23 protein-coding genes are annotated in these 22,730 nt (G+C 50.4%); 13 read left to right on the top strand and 10 right to left on the bottom strand.

Annotation, left to right across the window (positions count from 1 at the left end):
* Positions 1–34: 34 nt before the first annotated feature.
* Complete coding sequence (locus tag B3007_RS10875; RefSeq protein ID WP_301377576.1) at positions 35–241, bottom strand: hypothetical protein; 207 nt, start codon at positions 239–241, stop codon at positions 35–37.
* 137 nt (positions 242–378) lie between these two features.
* Between B3007_RS10875 and B3007_RS10880 the strand changes: the two genes are divergently transcribed.
* Positions 379–693, top strand: coding sequence for a hypothetical protein (locus tag B3007_RS10880; protein ID WP_301377575.1), 315 nt, complete (start codon positions 379–381; stop codon positions 691–693).
* A 73-nt stretch (positions 694–766) separates the two neighbouring features.
* Entirely contained in the window at positions 767–1,327 is a 561-nt protein-coding gene (locus B3007_RS10885) for a CBS domain-containing protein (protein WP_301377573.1), read from the top strand.
* Positions 1,328–1,396: 69 nt separating this feature from the next.
* Here the strand turns inward: B3007_RS10885 and B3007_RS10890 are convergent, their stop codons facing one another.
* Positions 1,397–2,341, bottom strand: coding sequence for a hypothetical protein (locus B3007_RS10890; protein WP_301392227.1), 945 nt, complete (start codon positions 2,339–2,341; stop codon positions 1,397–1,399).
* Between the two features lie 211 nt (positions 2,342–2,552).
* Here B3007_RS10890 and B3007_RS10895 point away from each other — a divergent pair, with 211 nt between their 5' ends.
* From B3007_RS10895 to B3007_RS10910, 4 genes are all read left to right on the top strand, one after another.
* The gene (locus tag B3007_RS10895) at positions 2,553–4,028 is read left to right on the top strand and encodes an amidase (protein WP_301377570.1); all 1,476 of its coding nucleotides are present in this window, start codon (positions 2,553–2,555) and stop codon (positions 4,026–4,028) included.
* Between the two features lie 31 nt (positions 4,029–4,059).
* Positions 4,060–4,824: a sulfite exporter TauE/SafE family protein gene (locus B3007_RS10900; protein WP_301377568.1), complete on the top strand. Its 765-nt coding sequence runs from the start codon at positions 4,060–4,062 to the stop codon at positions 4,822–4,824.
* A 148-nt stretch (positions 4,825–4,972) separates the two neighbouring features.
* A complete protein-coding gene (locus B3007_RS10905) occupies positions 4,973–6,295 on the top strand; it encodes a hypothetical protein (protein WP_301377567.1) in 1,323 nt (440 codons plus the stop codon).
* Positions 6,296–6,704: 409 nt separating this feature from the next.
* On the top strand, positions 6,705–8,369 hold the full coding sequence (locus B3007_RS10910) for an ATP-binding response regulator (RefSeq protein ID WP_301377565.1): 1,665 nt from the start codon (positions 6,705–6,707) through the stop codon (positions 8,367–8,369).
* Between the two features lie 30 nt (positions 8,370–8,399).
* On the opposite strand, the gene B3007_RS10915 is transcribed toward B3007_RS10910, so the two are convergent.
* A complete protein-coding gene (locus tag B3007_RS10915; protein ID WP_068440355.1) occupies positions 8,400–9,005 on the bottom strand; it encodes a response regulator transcription factor in 606 nt (201 codons plus the stop codon).
* 62 nt (positions 9,006–9,067) lie between these two features.
* Complete coding sequence (locus B3007_RS10920; RefSeq protein ID WP_068441306.1) at positions 9,068–9,952, bottom strand: LysR family transcriptional regulator; 885 nt, start codon at positions 9,950–9,952, stop codon at positions 9,068–9,070.
* 147 nt (positions 9,953–10,099) lie between these two features.
* Here B3007_RS10920 and B3007_RS10925 point away from each other — a divergent pair, with 147 nt between their 5' ends.
* The 5 genes from B3007_RS10925 (at position 10,100) to B3007_RS10945 (ending at position 14,323) form a co-directional block, all read left to right on the top strand.
* A complete protein-coding gene (locus B3007_RS10925; RefSeq protein WP_068441303.1) occupies positions 10,100–10,873 on the top strand; it encodes a ferredoxin--NADP reductase in 774 nt (257 codons plus the stop codon).
* Positions 10,874–11,013: 140 nt separating this feature from the next.
* Positions 11,014–11,460 (top strand): hypothetical protein, encoded by a 447-nt coding sequence (locus B3007_RS10930; protein WP_068441300.1) that lies wholly within the window; start codon positions 11,014–11,016, stop codon positions 11,458–11,460.
* Between the two features lie 68 nt (positions 11,461–11,528).
* A complete protein-coding gene (locus tag B3007_RS10935) occupies positions 11,529–12,551 on the top strand; it encodes a phospholipase A (RefSeq protein WP_068441298.1) in 1,023 nt (340 codons plus the stop codon).
* Between the two features lies 1 nt (position 12,552).
* Positions 12,553–13,668: an ATP-NAD kinase family protein gene (locus tag B3007_RS10940; protein WP_068441295.1), complete on the top strand. Its 1,116-nt coding sequence runs from the start codon at positions 12,553–12,555 to the stop codon at positions 13,666–13,668.
* A gap of 124 nt (positions 13,669–13,792) precedes the next feature.
* A complete protein-coding gene (locus tag B3007_RS10945) occupies positions 13,793–14,323 on the top strand; it encodes a cytochrome b (protein ID WP_297532247.1) in 531 nt (176 codons plus the stop codon).
* Between the two features lie 78 nt (positions 14,324–14,401).
* On the opposite strand, the gene B3007_RS10950 is transcribed toward B3007_RS10945, so the two are convergent.
* The 3 genes from B3007_RS10950 to nth form a co-directional block, all read right to left on the bottom strand.
* A complete protein-coding gene (locus tag B3007_RS10950) occupies positions 14,402–16,261 on the bottom strand; it encodes a methyl-accepting chemotaxis protein (protein ID WP_301377560.1) in 1,860 nt (619 codons plus the stop codon).
* A gap of 113 nt (positions 16,262–16,374) precedes the next feature.
* Positions 16,375–16,779 (bottom strand): lactoylglutathione lyase, encoded by a 405-nt coding sequence (gene gloA, locus B3007_RS10955; protein WP_068439482.1) that lies wholly within the window; start codon positions 16,777–16,779, stop codon positions 16,375–16,377.
* Between the two features lie 61 nt (positions 16,780–16,840).
* On the bottom strand, positions 16,841–17,476 hold the full coding sequence (nth, locus tag B3007_RS10960) for an endonuclease III (protein ID WP_301377619.1): 636 nt from the start codon (positions 17,474–17,476) through the stop codon (positions 16,841–16,843).
* Between the two features lie 25 nt (positions 17,477–17,501).
* Between nth and B3007_RS10965 the strand changes: the two genes are divergently transcribed.
* On the top strand, positions 17,502–17,783 hold the full coding sequence (locus tag B3007_RS10965; protein WP_068441289.1) for a hypothetical protein: 282 nt from the start codon (positions 17,502–17,504) through the stop codon (positions 17,781–17,783).
* Between the two features lie 98 nt (positions 17,784–17,881).
* Here the strand turns inward: B3007_RS10965 and dapD are convergent, their stop codons facing one another.
* Together dapD and B3007_RS10975 are read right to left on the bottom strand one after the other, a co-directional pair.
* Positions 17,882–18,910, bottom strand: coding sequence for a 2,3,4,5-tetrahydropyridine-2,6-dicarboxylate N-succinyltransferase (gene dapD / locus B3007_RS10970; protein WP_301377557.1), 1,029 nt, complete (start codon positions 18,908–18,910; stop codon positions 17,882–17,884).
* Positions 18,911–18,941: 31 nt separating this feature from the next.
* Complete coding sequence (locus B3007_RS10975; protein WP_301377555.1) at positions 18,942–19,304, bottom strand: ArsC family reductase; 363 nt, start codon at positions 19,302–19,304, stop codon at positions 18,942–18,944.
* A gap of 171 nt (positions 19,305–19,475) precedes the next feature.
* Here B3007_RS10975 and B3007_RS10980 point away from each other — a divergent pair, with 171 nt between their 5' ends.
* Positions 19,476–21,467: a methyl-accepting chemotaxis protein gene (locus tag B3007_RS10980; protein ID WP_301377553.1), complete on the top strand. Its 1,992-nt coding sequence runs from the start codon at positions 19,476–19,478 to the stop codon at positions 21,465–21,467.
* On the opposite strand, the gene B3007_RS10985 is transcribed toward B3007_RS10980, so the two are convergent.
* Positions 21,462–22,721, bottom strand: a complete 1,260-nt coding sequence (locus B3007_RS10985; protein WP_301377551.1) for an alanine racemase — start codon at positions 22,719–22,721, stop codon at positions 21,462–21,464. The two genes, B3007_RS10980 and B3007_RS10985, sit on opposite strands and share 6 nt — an antisense overlap.
* Positions 22,722–22,730 lie beyond the last annotated feature (9 nt).

The following is a 22,730-nucleotide window of genomic DNA, read 5'->3' on the forward strand; positions in this document are numbered from 1 at the left end:
GGCGCTCATTGAGCGCCTTTTTTGTGTCTGTCAATCAGTGATCCGCGACCATATTCATAAACCATGAAATCACCAGTTCAACCCGGTACGGACGTTGATCTGACTTTAACGATGAAATATAGATATCGTTGAGCAGAGGTTCGCTGTTTGCCTGCTCAAAAACGACCAGTCTCCCATCGTCGATGTGCTGCTGGACCCCATCGGGTATCTTCAGATCCGGCTGTGGGTGGCTGTATGGCAAGACATACAGGGAATTCGCTGGGAGTGGTTGATGCCGTCATGGGTAGATTCCTTTCTATTCGTTGACGGAAACTTACTGGTACAAACCAGATCTCAGGCATATATTGGAATCAGTCTTTTGAGTATTTAGGAGGTTGTATGCACTTTTCGCTAGTACCAGCGTTGCTGCTACTTCTGAATATCTCTCTTCCCGTTTCCGCTCTACCTTCCATAGATGGTGCTAAGAACTCCGGCATAGCGGATGCCGGCTCTGCTGCCCTGGTTGTAGAAAACCTCGCTGAAGCGCTGCTGAGCGCATGTGATAACGGCGCAGATGACGACGAAAAGTCCTCACTTTCAAGCCGCAAGCTATCGGGTGTTATCCTGCCTTCACAGGACGTTCCTTATGGTGTCTCTGCGGCGGTTCATTCTCTTGGCCAGTATTCCTTCATACGGGCTCCTCCTTCGCTCTGATTCTTCAGACTATTCAATCAAATATTCAAGAATCAGTACGGCACGATAAGTTGCGGTGCCAGGAGATCGTATTATGAAAAAATTGACCCTATATCCTGTCCAGAAAATTGATGAGTTGGTTCAGCCTGCAGATTTTAAAGAGAAAACTCTGCTTAGCCCGGCGATGGATTTCTTTACTGATTTCCGGGAGATTGAGCCTATGGTTATTGAGGGACATGTTTCTGCACCTGAAGCTCGTAGCCTGATGATCCGGACACACGTCAGGTTGAAGATTGTGGTTGATGCCACCGGGCATTTTGTGGGTGTGGTCTCAGCAGTCGATCTGTCGGAGCAAAATATTATTGCTGAAGCTGCGGCTTCAGGCGTTCCCCGTGATGAAGTGCAGGTCAGTGATCTGATGACCAGAAAACAGGATCTGCTGGCGCTGAATATTCATGAGGTCAGTTCATCAACGATCGGTGACGTGATTGACTTTCTGCAGGACAATTATCAGCAACACTGCCTGGTGATTGATGAGGATACACATCAGATTCGGGGTGTTTTTTCGGCCAGCGATATTTCTCGTAAGCTGAGGTTGCCGGTGAATATTCAGGAACAGTCGAGCTTCAGTAAGGTCTTCTCTGCCGTATCCTGACCGGATTCTATCCGGGCAAAGCAAACTGCCGTGTGCTCTAGCGCCGGCAGTTTCTTCGTTGGTAGGTATTTATTCTGATGTAGCGAAGGGCAGGCGAGCCGTCTTTTTAGGTTGGGTCGGAAAGCCCAGGTATTCTCTCAGAACATCGTCGAATTTATTCCAGTAATAGGCTTCGTCGCCAACCGGAACCAACCAGGCCGCGACGGCTCGGCGGTATGAGCGGCTATTGACGATATCTGGCAGGGCTTTATTTATGGCCTGAATGGCTTTTTTACCCTGTTCAGAATTCGTGCAACCTACCGCGCCCAGAATAAAATTGCCGCGGGTTTCACTGATAGGTAAGAAGCGGAGCTGCCCTGCTTGTTCAGCCGAGTCTACATGGTGATTAAGAACAAACTCGTAATCGATGATGAAATCAAAGCGGCCCTCATTCAGCATAGTGAGAATTCCACGGGTTTCTGTAGATCCCGCGCGAGCATTAATTTCAATATTGTGTCGGTAGCGCCGCAGCATCCTGTCGAGCTTTTCTCCGTAAGTACGGCCGCTGATGTGCCCCATACTGGTCTTCTGCTCGCTGATTATCGATTCCAGCGATACGCTGCCATCTTCATGAACGGTTAAGCTCTCAGCGAATGCGTTGGTGGTGATGATACCGTGGGGGAGGTACATGGCATTGGGCACTGAGAGCAGGTAGTCATCGCTCAGTGGTGCCTCATGGATCATGGTCGCGAAGCATAGTGGATCGTAAGGCTTCCAGCTCGATGACAACCGACTCAGCGGCACATGAAGAGTGTCATGTCGGTAATGATCCAAAGCACCTTCAATCTGAGTTTGCAATTGATCACCAAAGCCTTGCTGGCCATCTGATCTGATGATGTAGAAAGGGGGCGCGTCGTTTTTTACCCAATTCAGATTCTCGGGGGCTGATTCTTCAGCATGAACGACAAAACAAAACATCCATATCAGCACGGTAACCGTGCATTTGACTAGGTGTTGCGACAACTTCCGTCTCATAGACCCCACTCACCAGACTTCTGCATCCTTTCAACTGAGGGTATGCCGGTTCACAAACCAGGTCAATCCTCACTGATGCACGGCACATTTGCACATTGGCAGTCATGATTGTGTCCGGTAACCTGAGACGCTTTCCTGATTCAAAACCAGAAGTTGCTAGTAATAGAAGTCGCTAAAAATAATACCGCTAACAATAATATAGGGGATGACTGTGTCTAAAGAGTGGGCTTTCTGCGGCATCGCAGAACTTCAGGCAGCGCTGGCTGCTGGAGAGGTTACCAGCCGAGGGTTGGTAGAATACTTCCGTGATCGCATTGAAAAGCTGAACCCAGCACTGAACGCCGTCGTGGCAACGAACTTTGATGATGCATTATCTCGTGCCGATGCTGCCGATGAAGCGAGAGCAAAAGGCGAGTCATGGGGCCCTTTGCATGGTATCCCAATGACGATCAAAGATACCTTCGAAGTTGTCGGTATGCCTTGTACTGCGGGTTCCCGCTCTCTAGCCAAACATATACCAGCGGAAAATGCGTTTACCGTACAGCGCCTTGTCGACGCCGGTGCCATTCCTTTCGGTAAAACCAATGTGCCTTTGTTTGCAGGTGATCTGCAGAGCTTCAACAAGGTCTACGGCACCACAAACAACCCCCATGACACCAGTCGCACACCGGGCGGCTCATCCGGCGGTGCAGCGGCTGCGCTTGCTGCAGGACTTACCCCGATTGAACTGGGGTCTGATCTTGCGGGCTCTATCCGCACACCATCGCATTTCTGTGGAACCTACGGTCACAAGCCAACACATGGCATCATCGCCAGCCGCGGTCATATTCCTGGCCCACCAGGGATGCTTCTTGAACCAGACCTGTCGACCCCAGGGCCGATGACGCGTCATGCTGATGACCTGGATGTCATGCTCGATATTCTGGCAGCACCTGGTCCATTAATGGGTAATTCATGGTCACTGACACTGCCCGAGGCGCCTGAGAAAGACCTGAGTGGCTATAAGGTGCTGTTATGGACTCAGGATTCATTGAGCCCGATTGATGATGAGTTGCAGGCGGCCTACACAGCGTTGGCTGCACACCTGAAGTCTCAAGGTGTAGACGTTACCACAGGAGCGCCAGAAGGGATGTCGCTGGAGACCTTTGTCCCGACCTATATGAACCTGCTCGGTTCGGTGCTCAGTGGAACCCTGAAGCCTGCTCAACGCCGGGTGACGGCGGTGATTGGTAAGCTCGCCGGCAAGTTCGGTGCGAAGCTTAAACTCAGTGCTCATATCGATAAACTGCTGAAAGGGATGACACAGGTTCATGCTGACTGGCTGCAACAGCACGAGACGCGTCTGCGAATTGCGCAGAAAGCCGATAAGTTATTTGATCAGTACGATGTGATACTGACTCCTGTGGTTCATGTGCCTGCGTTCAAGCATCAACCAAAGCCTGCAATGCACAAGCGCAAACTCCACGTAAACGGTATGCCTGGCCCTTACACGGATATCTTTATGTGGATTGCTCCGGCAACATTAATGGGGTTACCCGCAACCAGCGCACCTGTGGGCTCAACAAAGAACGGCCTGCCGGTGAACGTGCAGATCCTTGGCCGCAAATATCATGATAAAACGACGATTAAATTTGCGTCTCTGTTAGAGAAATCATTCCGCGGTTTTGTTAAACCAGAAGGGTACTGACTTCTGTCTCAAGTGAACTCTGTGAGGGTACATGCTCGAACTGATACCTGACGGCCTGACCCTGACAGAGGCCCTGATACTTTTTGCTGCGTCATTCCTTGGCTCCTTTATAACGGCGGCTTTGGGAGTGGGTGGGGGCGCCTTTCTGATTACCGTGATGGCAAGCATCGTGCCGCCCATAGCTCTGGTGCCAGTGCACGGTGTGGTGCAACTGGGATCAAATGCGTCGCGCGCGTTCCTTTCCCGCCAGTACCTTGATCGCCCACGTCTGTTCTGGTTTGTCGCGGGCGCCATTATCGCTGTCGCCGGTGGTGTCTGGCTGGTCGGGCGCCTCGATGCCCAATTGATTCCTCTGTTTATCGCTTTGTTTGTTCTCTGGATTACCTGGCTACCGATGCCAAAAATTGGCCTCGGGCGCACTCGTGTCGGTTTAGCGGTCGGGGGCTTTATTACGACATTGGCGAGTTTTCTGGTCGGTGCCTCGGGCCCACTTGTCTCGGCCTGGCTGAGCAAAGATGCTCACAATAAGTGGCATTACACTGCGCTTTTCTCCACCGCGATGAGCATTCAGCATCTGCTTAAAATCATCGTATTCGGCGCTATCGGCTTCGCGTTCTCTGCCTGGATTCCGGTTATGGCGGGCATGATTGTTTTAGGTTATCTGGGGACAAAGTCAGGGCTTAAACTGCTCGGCAAACTGCCCGAAGCGCGTTTCAGACTGCTGTACCGCTGGTTTCTTAGTTTGCTGGCTGTGCGCTTGTTAGTTGCGTGGTGGTTGTCGCTTTCAGTAAGCTGACCTGACGGTCAGTAAAAGGTAAATAAGGCCTGAATGGCCGTTATCAGCAGCCTTCCCAAACTCTTTTCACCCAAACGGGTGAAGAAAGCCCGAATACCCTTCTGGTCTACTTCTTTCGTTGACAAAAATTAACGTTCGGGAGAGCAGAATGGAACTGAATAAATTAACACTGGCGGTACTTGCCGCGACTTCTATGACTCTGGTTGGCTGTGGTGGCGGTTCGTCATCTTCCAGTGATGATGAAACCGGTGACGACATCGTTACGCCTGATCCTCTTGCGGTGTATACCGATACAGCATGGTCTTTAGGTGCGGATGAGCTGGTTGGCCTTACTTACCCTCAGAATGCGACAAACGGTGACATGGTTGCGCTTAAGCGTTCGACCGGCTCTGACGACAGCATCTCCCACACCTTGATGGTAGCGCCTGCAGCAACAAAAGAATTTGTAGCAGTTGAGGGCGTAGCACTCGAAAAAGACTACTACCGTGATGTTCTGGCGTTGCCTGTGTCTGGTACTGTCGAAGGCGAAGAAATCGACACTGTTCTGATTGCGACTTGCGGATACGATGAGGCCAGCGCAATTGAAGGCGGAGAAGCCATTGATGGTGGCGAGGGCGGTGGAGCCAGCGCTCAATTGGTTGCCATTGAAGAAGAAACTCAGACTCCAGCAAGCCTGGAGATCTATCTGGCCGGTACAGACATCAGCGCATCGCTGGATATTAACGATGAGACCAAGAGTAACTTCTTCCTGGTTGACTGCCATTCGCTCGGCGGTCTATCGGCATCTGACCTGAGTGACGAGGAAACGCCAGCCTATGAGATTGATTTCTTTATTACTGGTAAGGATAGCACTGGTGAAGTCGCAGTTTTTAAAGCCAGCCTGATTTACGATTATGAGAACAATGAAGTAACTGAAAGTGACTTTACTGTGTTGGATGCTGACGCTGGTATTATTGTGACGGCAGTTGAAGAAGATCCTGAAGATGATTTCCTGGTTGCCATGACTGTTGAGGACAACACCTATCTTTTGAGTGCGCTGGAATCGGCAGGCATTGAACTGAATAATGATGGTAATCCATTTACATCTGATACTGAAAATGGGGTAGTTATCCTGGACCTGGTATACAGCGGCGAAAGCTTACTTGCTGTTTCAGCAGATGCCGGTCTCGCCGGTGCGGACTTCAATGGAGGTGAGTACGTATTGCTGAGCGGTGGTGATTTCACCCGATGCGTTGATCAGCTGGCTGTAAACGGCACAACGGTGTGGTGCCACGACTCTACTGACGAAGGCAAGCTCATTGAGTTTACGGCACCAACAGTACCGCAGTCTGACGTAGTCGAGGAAACTCCGGAAGAGTCTCCAGTGAGAGCAGTGTCTCCTGCTGCCTCTTCTTACAAAGCAAGTAAAGAAGAAGCCGAGCAGATTAAGGCGGAACTCGAAGGCGCTGGTGCTGAAGTCGAAGTGAAATAATCACTGACATTACTCATTCTTACCACACTCTTTTAGCCCTCTTTTCAGGGGGCTTTTTTGTCCTTTGATAGAGGTCAAGCTATGAATCTTAAGTTTCATATTTCACCTGTTTAGGTGAAGTAGTCACCAGAGTAGTCGTTTACTATTGATTCGTGCTTAAAGGTATACTCGTTAGAGCATTTGGAAGCTGAAGGTAAGGCAGATCGCCCAGTGCCAGTGTCTGAACAATGATCAGGGGTATAATCCGGTAATAGAATCATGTAGGCCTCTTCGGGTGTCAGAAGCAAAGTGATGTTAAGGAGTAATCGCGTTGGCAGGACTTCTAAAGAAACTTAAAAATGAGTTTCTCCCTCCTATAAGTGAACACCCGTTGGCGGAAGACCTGCAGTGGGAAAGGCACAACCTTTTTATGGCGGAAGTCGGTTCCCGGATGGTTGGGTCGGTCATTGTGGCCTGTATTGTTGGCTTGATGTTTTATTCATCGGCGACAGCTAATGCGCTCCTCACCTGGTTCTCTGGTATTCTTTTTGTTGCTATCAACTCCTGGGTACTGATACGTTGGCATTATCGCTCAGACCATGAAAATCGTTCTTTAAGTTACGTCCGTACCTGGCATTGGGTCAACCTCTATCTATCGGTGATATGGGGCATTTTCTGGGCTCTGACGCCTTTTCTGTTTTTTCCTGACGCCAGTCAGATTCAGATACTTTCGCTGTTGTTGCTGGTGGTGGTTGCTTCCTCCATGCCATCAGTCACTATGGGGTGTTATCCCGATATTTATATTACGTTTCTTACGCCTGTTTTTTTCAGCTTCAGCTGGCACCTTCTGTCAGTAGATTTTGGTGGTGAAATACTGCCCCTGATTATCGCACCACTTACCTGGATGATGTTGGTGCTGTTCAGTATCGTGATTCATCGAACTCATATGGAGTCGATCATTCTCCGTCTCGAGCACCGTAACGCGCAGGAATTAGCGGATGAGCGGACAGCTGCGAAAACACGCTTTATTGCTGTCGCCAGCCACGACCTTCGTCAACCTGTGCAGGCGGCTCGCCTGTACGCAGAAGCAATGCTTTCGAACCCTGATATGCGAAATCAGGAAACGTCTGAAAAGCTGGTAAGAAGCTTATCCTCTGCCAGTCACCTTTTGGACAGACTGCTGGATATATCTAAGCTGGATGCTGGCGTACTGGAAGTAAATCGCCAGACGGTGCGTGTTCAGAAAGTATTAAATGAAATATCCGCCGTTCACTCGGTACATGCGATAGAAAAGGGAATTCAATTGCGTGTTCAGGGCGAACAATGCATTGTTTCTGCAGACAAAAGCATTCTGATTGAAATCCTCGATAATGTGATTGGTAATGCCGTCAGGTATACGGACCATGGAGAGGTAACCGTGTCGGCGCATGCTTCAGGGGGCACTGTCTGCCTGACAGTAAAAGATACTGGGCAGGGAATTCCAAAGGCTAAACAGGCCATTGTATTTGAAGAGTTTGTGCAGCTGGATTCTGGCCCGGAGACGGTTACCGGAAATGCCGGCATGGGACTTGGGCTGCCGATTGTTAAGCGCTTATGCGAGCTGCATGCGATACCTTTCGAGTTCGAATCTGACGTAGGGCAGGGCACGTCTTTTCGGTTCTATTTACCGCGTGCTTTTGAAAGCGGTGCGGATACAACGGACGATAGCGTACCCAGAAAGCAGGCTTCTCTGCGTATTCTGGTAATCGATGATGAGCCTCAGATTACTGATTCTTTGTCGATGATTCTCGTAGCCGCTGGTCATGACGTTGAAGTTGCTCATAGCATGCAACAGCTTAAGCAGATCCTCAGGTCGGGGCGCTTTGTTCCCCAGCTGGTACTCTCAGATGACAGGCTGCCGGGTAATCTTGCATCCGGTGATATCATCGAAGAAGTTAATTCTCATTTGGGCAGGCCTGTCCCGGCGATCATTATGACTGGTAATACATCTCCCGAAAGAATTCAGGCACTTAAATCCAGTGGATACCCAGTACTGTTCAAACCCGTAAGCAACGCGGAAATTACGACTGCTATCACGCAGTTAGAGATCTCTTAAGAATAATGACAGGTGCATAACGGCCTGAGCTCAGAGCCCGAGTGACCTTGCTTTGTTGAGGCACTCAATCCGGCTGCTTACATTGAGAGTGTCGTACATAAGACGGACATGGGTTTTGATCGTGTTCGGGCTCAGAAATAACATGTCAGCAATTTCGCTATTGCTCATGCCTGACTTCATTAACATAAGAATGGCTTGCTGCCGTGGCGATAGCGGGTTTTCGTGAGTTGTCTTATTACCGGTTGGCGCATCACGGAACTCCGCCGGGTAGTAGCCCCCTTCAACGACGGCGATAATGGCTTCCTTTACTTCAGTTATGCTCTCGGACTTTCGTAAAAAGCCGCGCGCGCCAGCCGCTTTAATCTCTGCCATATTGTGTGGCGTGAGATTACCAGAGCAGACCAGTACAGGTATCTCAAGGCCATGCTGAGAAAGTATTTTCAGCATGTCTGTGCCCCCCATACCTTCCATTTCGAGGTCGAGAATAATCAGGTCAGGCTTTTCAGATTTCAGTTGTTCGAGAGCAGGGCGGGCGTCAGGGAAGACGCGGACGGTACAGTTGTGGCCAAAACCCTCGATAATATTTTTCAGGGCTTCAGCAAACATCTGATGATCATCGACAAGATAAAACAGCATCGGATTCTACAGCTGGAGAGCGTTTACGAAGGTTACCACAACCTCAGGTAAGTCAGAGTGTCTTATGACGACCATTTCTGGCAAAGATCCATCCAGGCCTGAATACCTGCACTCTGGTATTTCTGCTTGTGCAGTATCAGATACAGGCGTCGGTGAAGGTCGCGCTCCGGTGTATGTATACGTACTAATCGCCCACTCTGGAGTTCATCCTCAAGTGTCATTAATGACAGGCAACCCACTCCGAGGTTTTCCTGAACCGCGCGTTTAATTGCCTCTGTATGCTGCAACTCCAGTGCGATATTCATCTCCGGGAGCAGGCCACGCATTGCGCGGTTAAATGCCTGTCGTGTGCCCGAGCCGTTCTCACGAAGAATCCAGGAGGCCGCCATCAGTTGCTGATCGGTGACCTTATCAGAGTTCGCTAATTCATGCTCCGGGCTGCAGAACACCGTCAGTTCGTCACTGCGCCAGGGCTTAATATCCAGGTGAGGGTGCTGGAATTCGCCTTCGATCATGCCTACGTCCAGTTCAAAATTCAGAACGCGCTCGGCGATGTGTTCAGTGTTCTCAACGTCCAGCGTGATCGGAGCATCTGGATGCAGGCTCATATACTCAGCGACCATCTGCACTGCGAGATAATTTCCGATGGATAAGGTTGCGCCAATGTTCAGCGGGCCAGCGTCTGCGTTATTGAGCAAACTCTGCTCCAGATCATCGGCCATCCCCATCAGTCTCTCGGCAGCAGGGCGTAACTGCTTACCTCGATCGCTCAACTGCAGGCGTTTACCAACCCGGTCGAATAAGAGCACGTCGAATTGGGTTTCCAGATCTTTCAGAGCGCTGCTCGCCGCACTCTGGGACATGTTCAGTTCACTCGCTGCGCGGGTCAGGTTGCCAGCTTGTGCGATCGCGAGGAAGACCTCGAGTTGCCGCAGTGTATATCTCATTGGTTTGCGTCCCGGAATACTGTGATCGGTAAAATCGATTGATTATATCAAAATAAGTTGTTTTATCGAATTTGATAGTGGGCGTAACCTGTGCTCATTCTTTGAGCAACCAGCTCAACATCATTCTGAAACAACGGAGTCGCCAATATGAGCAACCTGATTCGTGAGACAGTTACCAGCGTACACCACTGGAATGACACTCTGTTCAGCTTCACTACTACCCGCAACCAGGGCCTGCGTTTTAAGAATGGTCATTTCACTATGATAGGGCTGGAAGTAGAGGATAAGCCGTTGTTACGCGCCTATAGTATTGCCAGTGCGAACTACGAAGAAGAGATGGAGTTTTTCTCAATTAAGGTGCAAGACGGCCCTCTGACCAAGCACCTGCAGAAATTGTCTGTTGGCGATGAGATCCTGGTGGGAACCAAGCCAGTGGGTACGCTGATTACAGATAACCTTCTGCCGGGTAAGAACCTTTATCTGTTGAGCACAGGAACGGGGCTGGCGCCGTTTATGAGCATCATTAAAGATCTCGATGTCTATGAGCAATACGACAAGGTCATCCTCACTCACGGTGTTCGGTATGTCTCTGAGCTGGCTTATCAGGACCGTATTGAAAACGAACTGCCAAACAACGAGTACTTCGGGGACATTGTGCGGGATAAGTTAATTTACTACCCGACCGTGACCCGGGAAGAGTACCGCAATACCGGGCGCCTGACGGACCTTATCCGTAGCGGTAAGCTGGCCGCAGATATTGGTCTGGAGAATATTGATCCGGAGAACGACCGCTTTATGCTTTGCGGCAGCCCGGCGATGCTGGATGAGCTGACAGACATGCTCGACGAGCTGGGCTTTAAAGAAGCCCGCGGCGGGCACGCTGGTCATTACGTTATCGAGCGTGCATTCGTCGAGAAGTAAGTGAAAAGTAGTCTCTGGCAGTGAGTAACACGTACCAGAGATTTACCCACACTGGCATTAAAACTGCTGCATAAATTCCGTAATGTAAGAAGTGTCGAAAAAGCGACGCTTTTCTAGCGGAAATTGTCGGGAGATTGACTATGCCAGTGCACGGTACTGTAGAAGCAGTGATGGATACCCTTGAAGGGGCGAAAGATGTAGCCAGGGCTATCCGCCAGTCGGGCTATCTGTTGGATAAAAGCGATCTTAAGCGTTTGCTGGCCGATCTGACTGCGTCGGTATCAGAAGCGAAAATGGAGCTGTCCCTGCTTCAGGATGTGATCGAAGAAAAAGACGCTGAATTGATTCGGATGCATGAGGCGATTGTCTATCGTGGCAATCTGAAGCGTCGTGGTGATGGTTATTATAAAACGCTCGATGGTCGGCCATTTGGTCAGCCTTACTGCTCCTATTGTTGGGAAAAAGACAGTCAGCTGTTTCACCTTCACAACAAGATACTCTCGCGTGATACCCGAACCTGTCCGCACTGCAAAAATGAATTTCAGGCTGTGCGAACACCGTTCCTCGAAGCTGCTCACGTGGCCTGATCAGGCGCCTTCAGGCGATTCGTGGTAATCTTGCCTGCTGGAAGATTACCAACCTGAAGGCTCCTGTTATGACGATTCTGAGAAGCGCTCTTGTAGCGTGCATTGCTGCTTGTGCGATCAATGTCTATTCTGCTGAAACAACTCCAGCTCAGCAGGAGAGGGAGCCAATCGTTCGTAAGGATATTCCTGCTGGTATTAAAACTGAGACCTTGGAAGTTCAGGTTGTCTCGGAAGATGAATTCCCCGACGAGGCTAAAAACTTACCCACCTTGATCGATAAAGTTCGCACTGAGATGCTGGCTTCTGAAAACCCCTATGTTCTTTTGCCTCATCGCCCCAACTACTTTCTGCCTCTGACCTGGCAGGCCAGGCCCAGCAACGACGAACTTGAGCGTGCTATTAACCAGTACGCTGATGAAAACGTTCCGCTTGAAGAGGGCTATGACCATCTGGAGGCTATTGTACAATTAAGCCTCAAATACATTATTGCGGAAGATGTACTCGGAAACTTCAGTCGCATTGAATTGGGTTATACCAACCGTTCATTCTGGCAAGTATATAACAGTGATATCTCCCGGCCCTTCCGGGAGACTAACCACGAACCAGAATTGATGGTTAGCTGGATGCTGAAAGATAAAATCGTAGATTATGTACGTTTGTCACTGAATCATCAGTCCAATGGACAGACCAGCACCTTGTCACGAAGCTGGAACCGGATTATCGCAGAAACGGCATTTATCGTAGGGAGTGGTGTGATCAGTCCAAAGGTCTGGTGGCGTATTCCGGAGGGTAAAGAGGCTGACCCTGCAGACCCCAAAGACAACGACAATCCAGATATGGATGACTATCTGGGGTACGGTGAGCTGCACTACGTTAAGTTGATGCAGAAGCACCAGTTCTCGATCATGGTACGGAATAATCTCGATTTTTCAGAAAACCGCGGCGCAGTTGAACTGGGCTACAGCTTCCCGTTGACTAAGAAGATCAAAGGTTATGCTCAGTATTTCAATGGTTATGGCGAAAGCCTGATCGATTACGATCGTTATCAGGAGCGATTCGGTATCGGCATCAAGCTGACTGATTGGTTCTGACATGTTGACGCTGGGATTTATTATCAACCCCTTTGCCGGGATTGGCGGGGCAGTGGGTCTTAAGGGTAGCGATGGCCCCGAGATTGTTAAAGAGGCATTCCGTCGTGGTGCGACTCAGAGGGCGCCTGACCGTGCCAGGGTTGCCCTGGAATTGCTGCGTCCCTATGCAGACCAGATTCAGTTTCTGTCTTGTCCGGGAGATATGGGACAGGCATTGCTGGATGAAATGAACTTCCGGTATCACCTCGTCGATTTTGAGCCTGCAGTGCCATCTACTGCGGCCGACACCATCACTGCGGTTCAGCACATTGCCGAAGCGAAGCCAGACGTTCTGGTGTTCGCAGGCGGTGATGGTACTGCACGGGATATCTGTGGTGTGATTGGTGACCGCGTGCCGGTTCTGGGTATTCCTGCTGGCGTAAAAATTCACTCTGGTGTTTATGGCATATCGCCGAGCGCGAGCGGTGAGGTATTGCAGCGTCTGGTGCAGGGGCAACTGGTCGATATCCGGGAAGCAGAGGTCAGAGACCTTGATGAAGATGCATTCCGCGAGGATCAGGTTCGCGCTCGGCAATACGGTGAAATGCGCGTCGTTCAGAGCGGGCATTTTGTGCAGTCGGTAAAACAGGGTGGTACCGAATCCGAAGAACTGGTGCTGGCCGACATTGCTGCGCATGTTATCGAAGAGATGGAGCCGGGTGTGCTTTACCTTTTTGGCTCCGGTAAAACGACCCAGGCCATTCTTGATGAGCTTCACTTGAAGTCTACCTTGTTAGGTGTTGATGCTGTCGTCGATGAACAGGTTATCGCCAGTGATCTGAGCGAGTCAGATATCTGGGCGCTACTGCAGGAATACGAGGAAGCCTACGCGGTAGTCAGTGTCATGGGCGGGCAGGGCCATATTTTCGGTCGTGGAAATCAGCAATTCAGCCCACGTATCCTTACTGCTCTGGGAAAAGAGCACTTCTACGTTGTAACGACAAAGACAAAACTGGTCGGGCTCGAAGGTCGACCGCTCGTAATTGATAGTAGTGACGTAGAACTTGACCGTCGCTGGGCGGGAACTCAGACGGTGATCACTGGGTATCATGACCAGGTGGTTTATCCGATCATCTGATACAGAGTGAGCTTGAAGAAAGTAAGCCTGATGACATTGTCAGCCACTCACGACGGTGACAAGATAGCGGCTGATGAGAGAAGGCCCTTCGCTGGCCAAAATTAAAAACAGGAAAGAATTAATAATGCGTAAAGGTGGAAAGTACTACAGTCCGGCAACCAAAATGATTCACTGGTTGATGGCGATTATCATCATTGGCCTGCTGGTCGTGGGGACACTGCTTGAGAATATGGCCAATGGCCCAGAGAAGTTTGAATTGATGGACTTGCATAAGTCAGTGGGTGTTCTTGCGCTGCTTCTCTTTTTCTTGCGTATTCCGTTGCGGATTATTAATCCGGTCAGACCTGTGAGTGGTGTGCCGAAGAGTACACAAATGGTAGCTGGCGCGGTGAAAGGTTTGCTTTATCTTTCAATGTTGTTGATGCCTGTGAGCGGTATCCTGATGAGTCAGTCTGCAGGCTATCCCGTGGCTATGTTTGGTTGGGAAATCCCCACCCTGATCGCAGAAAATGAACAGATCAATGAAATTGCAGGCTTGACCCACGGTATTGTTTCAAAAGTACTGATGGCTCTCATTGCTCTGCATATATTAGGTGCGCTTTACCACCACTTTATCCGTCGGGATGAAACGCTACGTCGTATGATTCGCGACTGAGACTATGTTCTGCGGCCTTCTGATATCACTCATGTCTGGCAGATATCGAAGGCCGCCGGTGCAAAGGACTACAAATCTCTAGAGCGTAAAGCGACTGATTTTCTGCGCCAGCTCTTTTGAAAGTCCACTGAGCACATTCCCTTCGTGTTCTGCTTTTGATGCTTCTTCACTGCACTGCTGTGTCAGACCATTGATTTTGTGAATATTCTGGCTGATTTCAGCCGCGACCTGACTCTGCTGTTCTGCCGCTGTGGCTACCTGAGTATTTACATCATTGATACTGAGCATCACTTCTGAAATGCGATCCAGAATGGCCGCTGATTCGGTCGTTTTTTCAATGCCAAAGGTAGACTGAGCCTGTGACCGTTCCACTGTGTCGACGACTTGTGTTGTCCCAGAGCGGAACTGCTCAAGCGTACTGCGGATCGATTCGGTAGATTCCTGGGTACGGCTGGCAAGCGTACGCACCTCATCAGCTACCACGGCAAAGCCCCGGCCTTGTTCACCGGCGCGGGCGGCTTCAATCGCAGCGTTGAGTGCAAGCAGGTTTGTCTGTTCGGCAATTCCGTTAATGACACCAAGAATTTCTGCAATGCTCTCGCTGTCTTTCTGGAGTTGTTGGGCAGCAGCGGAAGTGTTTGTGATGTCCTTGCTCAGACTTTGGATAGCATCCCGTGCCTCATCCGCAATCTTCTTACCCTTGCTGATGTCCTTACCCACTGACGTAACAGCATCAGCAGCATCCGAGGCGTTACGGGCTACCTGATGAACGGTCTGGGACATTTCATCTATGCAGGTTACTGCACTTTGTAGCTCCTGCTCCTGTTCGTCTGTCACAGTATTAAGTGAGGTTGTGATTGAGCGAAGGGCAATAGCAGTTTCATCGACTGTGATAGAGGAGCGCAAGACCTGATCAATAGTCTCGCGGAGGCTGGTAATCAGATGGTTGAATGAAGTCGACATCTGTCCCAGTTCATCGGTTGAACCATGAGCTACGGTCTGCGACAGATCCAGGTCTTTCGATATGTGCTGAATGCGCTCTGTGATGCTGATCACCGGTTTGCAGATACTGTTTGAAATCAGCTTTGTAATCGCAAAAATAATGGCAATGATCACAGCGAAGGTGATGAATAAGGCCTGATAGGTTGAACTGAGTAACTGACTCGCCTCAGTTTGTGCGGCTGTCGCCATAGTTTCCAGGCTTGTCTCTGATTCGCGGATTGATTGACGCATTTCTCCAGACACACCTGAATCAGCAGTGAGTCCAATTTCTTTCAGTTTATCTGCTAGCGACAAAAAGTCCTTTCTGTACTTCTGCATAAGTGGCACAGAAGCATTGAAGCCGCGCTCCCGCAGCATGGGCACGGTGTCATCAATACGCTGGGTAAAACGATCAACGTACTTAGCATCCAGGCGTAGCATGAAGTCTTTCTCGTGGCGTCTGAGCATTAGCATCTGATAGAGCAACTCGTAGTCGCCGCCCGCTTTTAAAGATTCTTCTACCTGATGAACTGCGTCGCGCAGACTGCCGTAGAGCCCTGTTTTGGGAGTCAGGCCGGCATCGGTTCTCAGAGTTGCGAGGGAGTTAAATGACGCGACGTAATCATTTACTGATTGTTGTAGGCCGTCGACGCCGGAAACATTCATACCCTGAGTCTGCATGTCTGCCCTCAGTTTGGTGAGGCTTTCGTTCAGTATTGATGCTGTACTGGCATGTTTATCGAGGTAAGACGGGTCAAGGCGTGTTAAGAAGTCTTTCTCGTGGCGTCTGAGAGTAAGAACACCTTGCTCTACATCAGCGATATCCTGGCGTACCTCTCCGAGTTGTTCAATCGAGGTGAGTTGCACACTGGTGATCAGGCCAAGCACGATTAGACCCACGAGCGTCACGGCGACGATCAGGTTATGTTTGGCCTTAATGGATAGGTGGTTGAACATTGCTACTGCCTCATACTGACTTGCATTCAGTGTAGCAGTGGCCTGAAAGACTGCCTGAATTTTGAACAGGATGTCAGTTCAGTCGGGCGTACGCGGCTGATTACCCGCCAGAATCAGAGTTCGATGGGAATCGGCTGTTTCTTTTCAATGAGCTCGATTTTGTAGCCGTCTGGATCCTGTACGAAGGCAATGACCGTGCTACCGCCTTTAACGGGACCTGCTTCACGGGTCACCGTTCCGCCGGCGTTACGAATGGCCTCGCAGGTGTCTGCTGCATCATTGACCTCAATTGCTATATGACCATAACCTGTGCCCAGGTCATATTCTGATTCATCCCAGTTGTAGGTCAGCTCAAGAACCGCGCCTTCTTTCTCTGGTTGATAACCAACAAAAGCCAGGGTGTATCGGTATTGTTCGTTATCGCTTTTACGCAAGAGCTGCATACCCATAACTTCGGTATAGAAGCTGATTGAGCGATCAAGGTCGCCTACGCGCAGCATAGTGTGGAGTATTCTCATTGTCTCTCTCCTGTATTATTAGTTGTTTCTGACTGGGCTACTGCTCGCTGGCCTGCATCTCTCAATCAGATGTTTTTTGTTTGAACTCACACAGGTCTTCGATGATGCATGATCCGCATTTGGGCTTGCGTGCCACGCAAGTGTAACGGCCATGAAGAATCAGCCAGTGATGGGCATCCATAAGAAATTCTTTCGGCACCAGTCGCATGAGACGCGCTTCAACTTCATCCACGTTCTTTCCGGGGGCAATTTTAGTGCGGTTTGATACCCGGAAAATATGGGTATCGACGGCCATTGCTGGCTGCCGGAAGGCGGTGTTCAGTACGACATTGGCTGTCTTTCGTCCGACACCAGGTAGAGCCACGAGTTCGTCGCGCGTTTGAGGAACCTCACCTCCGTGGCGTTCCAGCAGGAGCTCGGCCATTTTGACGACGTTCTTAGCTTTGCTGTTAAACAGGCCGATGGTTTTGATGTACTCCTTCAGGCCTTCTTCTCCGAGCGCAAGTATCTGTGCGGGCGTATTTGCGACGGGAAACAACTTCCGGGTGGCTCTATTTACGCTTACGTCGGTAGCTTGCGCTGACAGGGTTACAGCGACAAGTAACTCATAGGGGGAAGTGTACTCAAGCTCAGTTTCCGGATTCGGATTCTCGTTTCTGAGCCGGGTAAAAATTTCAATACGTTTGTCTTTGTTCATAGTCATCACATCAGGTTGCCTACTCATGATAACAGTTGAACCTGTCAGAAAGGAAAAAGCCCTGCCTCCGGGGAGAGAGCAGGGCTTAGTGGTGATCGACAGGCTTACTTTTCGTTATTCAGCGGCTGTTATTTTTATTTTTGCCAGCTGTGCCCGTTCGTTACATCTTATCGACGTGGTGTTACCGACAGCGTTTTGGAGTAGGTTCTCGCTGGCGGGTATTTATAGGTTAGTCAGTAAAATGGGTAACGAAAGGCGATTTCGTGCAAATACACCAAATATACGTTCAGTGATTACATTGCAGTAACACTGGTTACGTTCGGGTTCAAAATGCGGGGTGAAGAAGGAGAAGGGGGTTGTCCGACCAGGCCGGGCCCGGTCGGACATGAGAGACTGATGACGGGATCAGTTGTTCGCGTGAAGCTCTTCGTTAAGAGCGATAGCGCTCTTATTGGTCACGCACTGTACGGCGCCTGTAATAGAGTCACGACGGAACAGCAGGTCTGATTTACCCGCCAGGTCACGTCCTTTAACGGTTTCAACGATGTTTTTCTGATCGTCGAGTACCTGAATTTTGGTACCAGCGGTCACGTACAGACCCGCTTCGACGGTGCAGCGATCGCCCAGAGGGATACCGATACCTGCGTTGGCGCCCAACAGGCACTTTTCGCCAACAGAAATAATGATGTTACCACCACCAGACAGAGTACCCATCGTAGAGCAGCCGCCGCCCAGATCAGAGCCGTCACCAACAACGACGCCCGCAGAGATACGACCTTCAACCATAGAAACACCCATGGTGCCCGCATTAAAGTTAACGAAACCTTCGTGCATGATGGTCGTGCCTTCACCGATGTAGGCACCAAGACGAACGCGAGCAGTGTGCGCAATGCGTACGCCGGCAGGCACCACGTAATCGGTCATGCGTGGGAACTTATCTATACTGTTTACTGACAGCAGTTCACCATCGAGTCGAGCCTGCAGCTGAGCATCAGCCAGCTCATTCAGGTCGATAGCGCCTTTGTTAGTCCAGGCAACGTTTGGCAGCAGACCGAAGATTCCCGCTAGATTGACGCCATGTGGCTTAACCAGACGGTGAGAGAGCAGGTGGAGCTTCAGGTAAACTTCCGGGGTGGATGATGCCTGATCGTCAGACTCCAGAATGGTCACAACCACTGGACGCTTGCTTTCAGTGCATGCGCGCGCGAGTTTAGCTTGCTCGCTATCGGCGCCTTCAACGGCAGATGCAAAAGTGCTTAGCTGGTCAGAATTCACGCTGATTGCTTCGTTGCCACCGGTGTAGCCCAGTGCGGAGCGAGCAGCTTCAACGATGCCGTCAGCTGGATTCAGCAGAGGCTTCTGGTAGTAAACCTCGAGCCATTCACCTTTACTGTTGTGGGTACCAACACCAATGGCGATTGCGAATGTGGTCATGAGTATTCCTCAAGTAGTCGTTTAAATGTTGTTATTTCAGGCGGGCTTCGTAGTCGTCTGCTTTGAAGCCAAGCACAAGCTCACTGCCAGTATCAAGAAGTGGGCGCTTTATGATTGAAGGGTTGTCGAGTATGACTGCTTTCGCCGTGGTGTTATCCATCGCTTCACGGGTGCTTTCATCAAGCTTTCGCCAGGTTGTTCCGCGACGGTTGATCACCGCTTCCCAGCCTAGTTCATCGAGCCATGTATCCAGCTTGTCCGCCGGGACTCCTTCTTTTTTGTAGTCATGAAAGTGGTAGTCGATACCTGCGTCAGCCAGCCACTTAAGAGCTTTCTTCATGGTGTCGCAGTTTTTGATACCGTAAATCGTCAGCACGGAGTATCCCTTATTCATGTCTTAAATCGGTGCGGATGATACCAGAATGGGCAGGCTCGTTCAGCAGGTGCTGTGCTTTGCTGGGCCAACCTGACAGGGGTGATTGTTCACAGTGCTTTTATTGGATGAATCTCGGCTTGCAGAGCTTTGGGGGCGGTCTACGCTTATAGCCAAAGAGGAGTCTTGCTTATGTCGCTGATCAAGAGCTTGAGCATTCGTGCAAAACTGATGTTATTAATCGTGCCGCTATTGGCTGCTCTGGTGTTGACTGATGTTCGTTTATTGCAGTCGATGAGTGCGCGAATTGCAAGCTTCAGTCACATCGAAGTGCTTGTAACCTTGACTCAGCTCAATAGTAATCTTGCACATGAAATGCAAAAAGAGCGGGGCATGTCTGCGGGTTATCTTGGGAGTGGCGGGAGTTCCTTCGCACAGGCGATTGTTAAGCAGCGTCAGCTCGTGGATGCCCGCCGGGCCGATTGGGAAGCCTATATTCGTGACCATTCGTTGAAAGATTATCCAGGGGTTCAGCAAGAGATTAAGGCGGCGGAAAAACGCCTGGAACGCCTGGCTTCCGTAAGAAAATCTGTCACAGACCAATCGGTCGAGCTCGGTGAGGTACTTAAGTTCTACACCGGCACCATTGCACATCTTCTGAGTGTACCTGCGCAAGCTGCGCATTATTCGGAGGATGCAAAGGCTACGCTTGATCTCTCCGCTTATTATTCATTCCTCCAGGGCAAAGAGCGAGCGGGTATCGAGAGAGCGGTGCTTAGTAACGCATTTGGTGCAGATCAGTTTAATGGTGCTCTGTACTCACGCTTTGTGCACCTGGTTGCTGAACAAGAGAGTCACTTTCGTGAGTTTGCCGCTTTCACTGATGATGATGGGGCGACATTGTGGGAGCGGTTCAATGTCAGTGCAGAAGTTGTTGCAGTCCAGAAGTATCGTGATATCGCCCACAGGCAGTCTGGCACCGGTGGTTTTGGGGTGAAGGCAGCTGATTGGTTTGCAGCGTCAACAGCGCGTATTAATAAATTGAAAGAGGTCGAAGATACCCTGTCAGCCGCGCTCATCAGCAACGCAAAAGCAGGTGGTACTCTGGCTCAGAGTGAATTTGTAGGTATGCTGACTATCGCAGTTGCTGTTATTGCGGTATCGATTTTGCTGGTTTGGCTCGTCGTCGCAATGCTGGTTAACCAGATCAGGGAAGTCGTGCAGGGGTTGAAGCGGGTTTCAGACAACCTGCAACTTGATGTGCCGGCTATGATTCATACGGATGATGAACTCGGCGAGGCAGCGAGAGCCTTTAACAGCATGCAGGCACAGATTGCGGATATGATCCATTCAATCGACAGCACATCGAAACAACTGTCTTTGATCGCTATTCAGAACCACGCGACGATCTCACTAAGTACCAAAGGTATGAAACAGCAACAGACAGAGACTGAATCTGTTGTCGAGTCCGTCGGCCAGCTTGAGATCGCAGCTCGGGATATTGCGGTGAATATTCACAATATGTCTGAGCAGACTGATTCTGCCGATACGACGATCGGGAAAAGCGTCGGTGTTGTCCAAGAGAGTGTTGGCAAGATCGCCAGTCTGGATGAAACGATGACTTCGGTCGCGGGTGTGATTCGCGAATTGCACGGTCGTAGTGAGTCTATCGGCAGCGTGTTGAGTGTGATCAAGGCGATTGCAGAGCAAACTAATCTACTGGCACTTAACGCAGCTATCGAAGCTGCAAGGGCGGGCGAGCAGGGGCGTGGTTTCGCTGTTGTTGCTGATGAGGTCCGCAGCCTGGCTCAGAGAACACAGGAATCGACGTATGAGATTGAGCAAATCGTCAGTCAGTTCCAGTCGCAGACTCAGGAAGCGTTTAAAGCCGTTGAGGGCTCAAAAGATGTTGTTACAGGAGCCGTGTCACTGTCCGGTACGCTCAGTCAGGAGTTGTCGATGATCCGTGATGCAGTGGCTGGTATTCGGGATATGTCAGACCAGATCGCCGCCGCCGCTGAAGAGCAGGTGCAGACCAATGGAGAGGTATCGACGCGCACGAGAAATATCTTCAATATATCGCGTCATACCGCTGCAACAGGTAATTTCATGCGTAAAACCGCAGAAGAGCAGCGCGCTCTGGCCCGGACATTACAGGATCAGGCCGAGCGGTTCGAATTATAGGCGATAGCTTCGCTTCTGAGCCGACTCAAGCAGTGAGTCGGCGGAGTTCCCTTCGTTGTGCTCTTCCTGAAATACCGACCACCAATCGGTAATCTTACCGTTTTCATAGATGGCGATATGGCCAAACTGACGAAACACCGACTCGCTTTGTGTCGGTCTCAGGAAAATATAGTCATCTTCTTCGATCTTCGTATCCTTCGGAAACCCATACAGTTCCTGATTACTGGACCGGCCATGAAGACGAACCTGTTCCGTTTCCCTTGGGTAGACAGGTTTTGCAAGCCAGTTACCGCCGTAGATAAAAGCCCCTTGAGATGGAAGGAAGCCAGTCCAGCGGAGAACTGCCGACACAGCAGGTGATAGAGGAATCTCTGGGCGATCTACCTTCTTCAGAACAGGCGCGGCTATGTAGGCTGCGGCAATATGATGCTCCAGGGTATCAACATCGTAGTTCTTGGGTTTAACCAATGCAGAGCCAGCCGCGATCTCTGATACAAAGCTGTTGTCGGTATACATGGTGTAGGTTGAGCTGCCGCCAGTATTGAGCGTCAGGTCTTTGAGGGCATCGTTTCCCAACTCTGTTTCTACCGCCTGAAGAAAGTTGCTATATCGCCCCCGGGCATCTGCAAACGCACGCCGGGCGCCACCGAGAATAGCTGGAATGTGTGGGATATGAGCCTCGTAGCCCATTAAGCCGGTCAGTATCAGGTGGTCTGAGTTCTGAATTATCCGTAAAGCTTCGGTGAATTCACTGCTGCTCCGGAAGCCACCCCGATGCATACCTACGTCGATTTCCAGGCTGACCCTGATGGTCAGATTGTTCTCCCGGGCAAACTGGCCGTATTGAGCTAACCGGCGAGGGCTATCTATCAGCCACTGCAGTTGAAGATCCGGAGAGAAGCACATACTGCTGGTTTGCTTTTTATGCCAGTTATAGAAATGGCGTGCTGCGCGAATGGGAAGGGGTTTTCCCATCAGAATGTCGGCAGACGGAATCTGATTCACGATTTGCAGCAGAAAGGGTAGATGGAAGCACATCAGTCTTTGACTGCCAGTGCGCCGCATAATGTACTGAAGCAGTGGAATTGAGGGTAACGACTTAGTGACAAGGCGATAGTCGAACCCTTTATTCAGTACGTCGATAAGGTGGTCAATATTTCTATCCAGACGTTCCTTATCCAGTACTAGGGTCGGCGTGCAGATCTCAGCCTCATGCAAGGCCTCGGTCAGCGCCGTAAAATACAAGTCGTTCATTGCTCGCCT

The sequence above is a fragment of the Thalassolituus sp. UBA675 genome, assembly GCF_002297765.1.
Lineage (GTDB): Bacteria > Pseudomonadota > Gammaproteobacteria > Pseudomonadales > Oceanobacteraceae > Thalassolituus.

Bases quoted from the DNA above. Each gene is read 5' to 3' on its own strand.
- B3007_RS10880 (WP_301377575.1), top strand. From the start codon at position 379: ATGCACTTTTCGCTAGTACCAGCGTTGCTGCTACTTCTGAATATCTCT.
- B3007_RS10885 (WP_301377573.1), top strand. From the start codon at position 767: ATGAAAAAATTGACCCTATATCCTGTCCAGAAAATTGATGAGTTGGTT.
- B3007_RS10890 (WP_301392227.1), bottom strand. From the start codon at position 2,341: ATGAGACGGAAGTTGTCGCAACACCTAGTCAAATGCACGGTTACCGTG.
- B3007_RS10900 (WP_301377568.1), top strand. From the start codon at position 4,060: ATGCTCGAACTGATACCTGACGGCCTGACCCTGACAGAGGCCCTGATA.
- B3007_RS10905 (WP_301377567.1), top strand. From the start codon at position 4,973: ATGGAACTGAATAAATTAACACTGGCGGTACTTGCCGCGACTTCTATG.
- B3007_RS10910 (WP_301377565.1), top strand. From the start codon at position 6,705: ATGGCGGAAGTCGGTTCCCGGATGGTTGGGTCGGTCATTGTGGCCTGT.
- B3007_RS10915 (WP_068440355.1), bottom strand. From the start codon at position 9,005: ATGCTGTTTTATCTTGTCGATGATCATCAGATGTTTGCTGAAGCCCTG.
- B3007_RS10920 (WP_068441306.1), bottom strand. From the start codon at position 9,952: ATGAGATATACACTGCGGCAACTCGAGGTCTTCCTCGCGATCGCACAA.
- B3007_RS10925 (WP_068441303.1), top strand. From the start codon at position 10,100: ATGAGCAACCTGATTCGTGAGACAGTTACCAGCGTACACCACTGGAAT.
- B3007_RS10930 (WP_068441300.1), top strand. From the start codon at position 11,014: ATGCCAGTGCACGGTACTGTAGAAGCAGTGATGGATACCCTTGAAGGG.
- B3007_RS10935 (WP_068441298.1), top strand. From the start codon at position 11,529: ATGACGATTCTGAGAAGCGCTCTTGTAGCGTGCATTGCTGCTTGTGCG.
- B3007_RS10940 (WP_068441295.1), top strand. From the start codon at position 12,553: ATGTTGACGCTGGGATTTATTATCAACCCCTTTGCCGGGATTGGCGGG.
- B3007_RS10945 (WP_297532247.1), top strand. From the start codon at position 13,793: ATGCGTAAAGGTGGAAAGTACTACAGTCCGGCAACCAAAATGATTCAC.
- B3007_RS10950 (WP_301377560.1), bottom strand. From the start codon at position 16,261: ATGTTCAACCACCTATCCATTAAGGCCAAACATAACCTGATCGTCGCC.
- gloA (WP_068439482.1), bottom strand. From the start codon at position 16,779: ATGAGAATACTCCACACTATGCTGCGCGTAGGCGACCTTGATCGCTCA.
- nth (WP_301377619.1), bottom strand. From the start codon at position 17,476: ATGAACAAAGACAAACGTATTGAAATTTTTACCCGGCTCAGAAACGAG.
- B3007_RS10965 (WP_068441289.1), top strand. From the start codon at position 17,502: ATGATAACAGTTGAACCTGTCAGAAAGGAAAAAGCCCTGCCTCCGGGG.
- dapD (WP_301377557.1), bottom strand. From the start codon at position 18,910: ATGACCACATTCGCAATCGCCATTGGTGTTGGTACCCACAACAGTAAA.
- B3007_RS10975 (WP_301377555.1), bottom strand. From the start codon at position 19,304: ATGAATAAGGGATACTCCGTGCTGACGATTTACGGTATCAAAAACTGC.
- B3007_RS10980 (WP_301377553.1), top strand. From the start codon at position 19,476: ATGTCGCTGATCAAGAGCTTGAGCATTCGTGCAAAACTGATGTTATTA.
- B3007_RS10985 (WP_301377551.1), bottom strand. From the start codon at position 22,721: ATGAACGACTTGTATTTTACGGCGCTGACCGAGGCCTTGCATGAGGCT.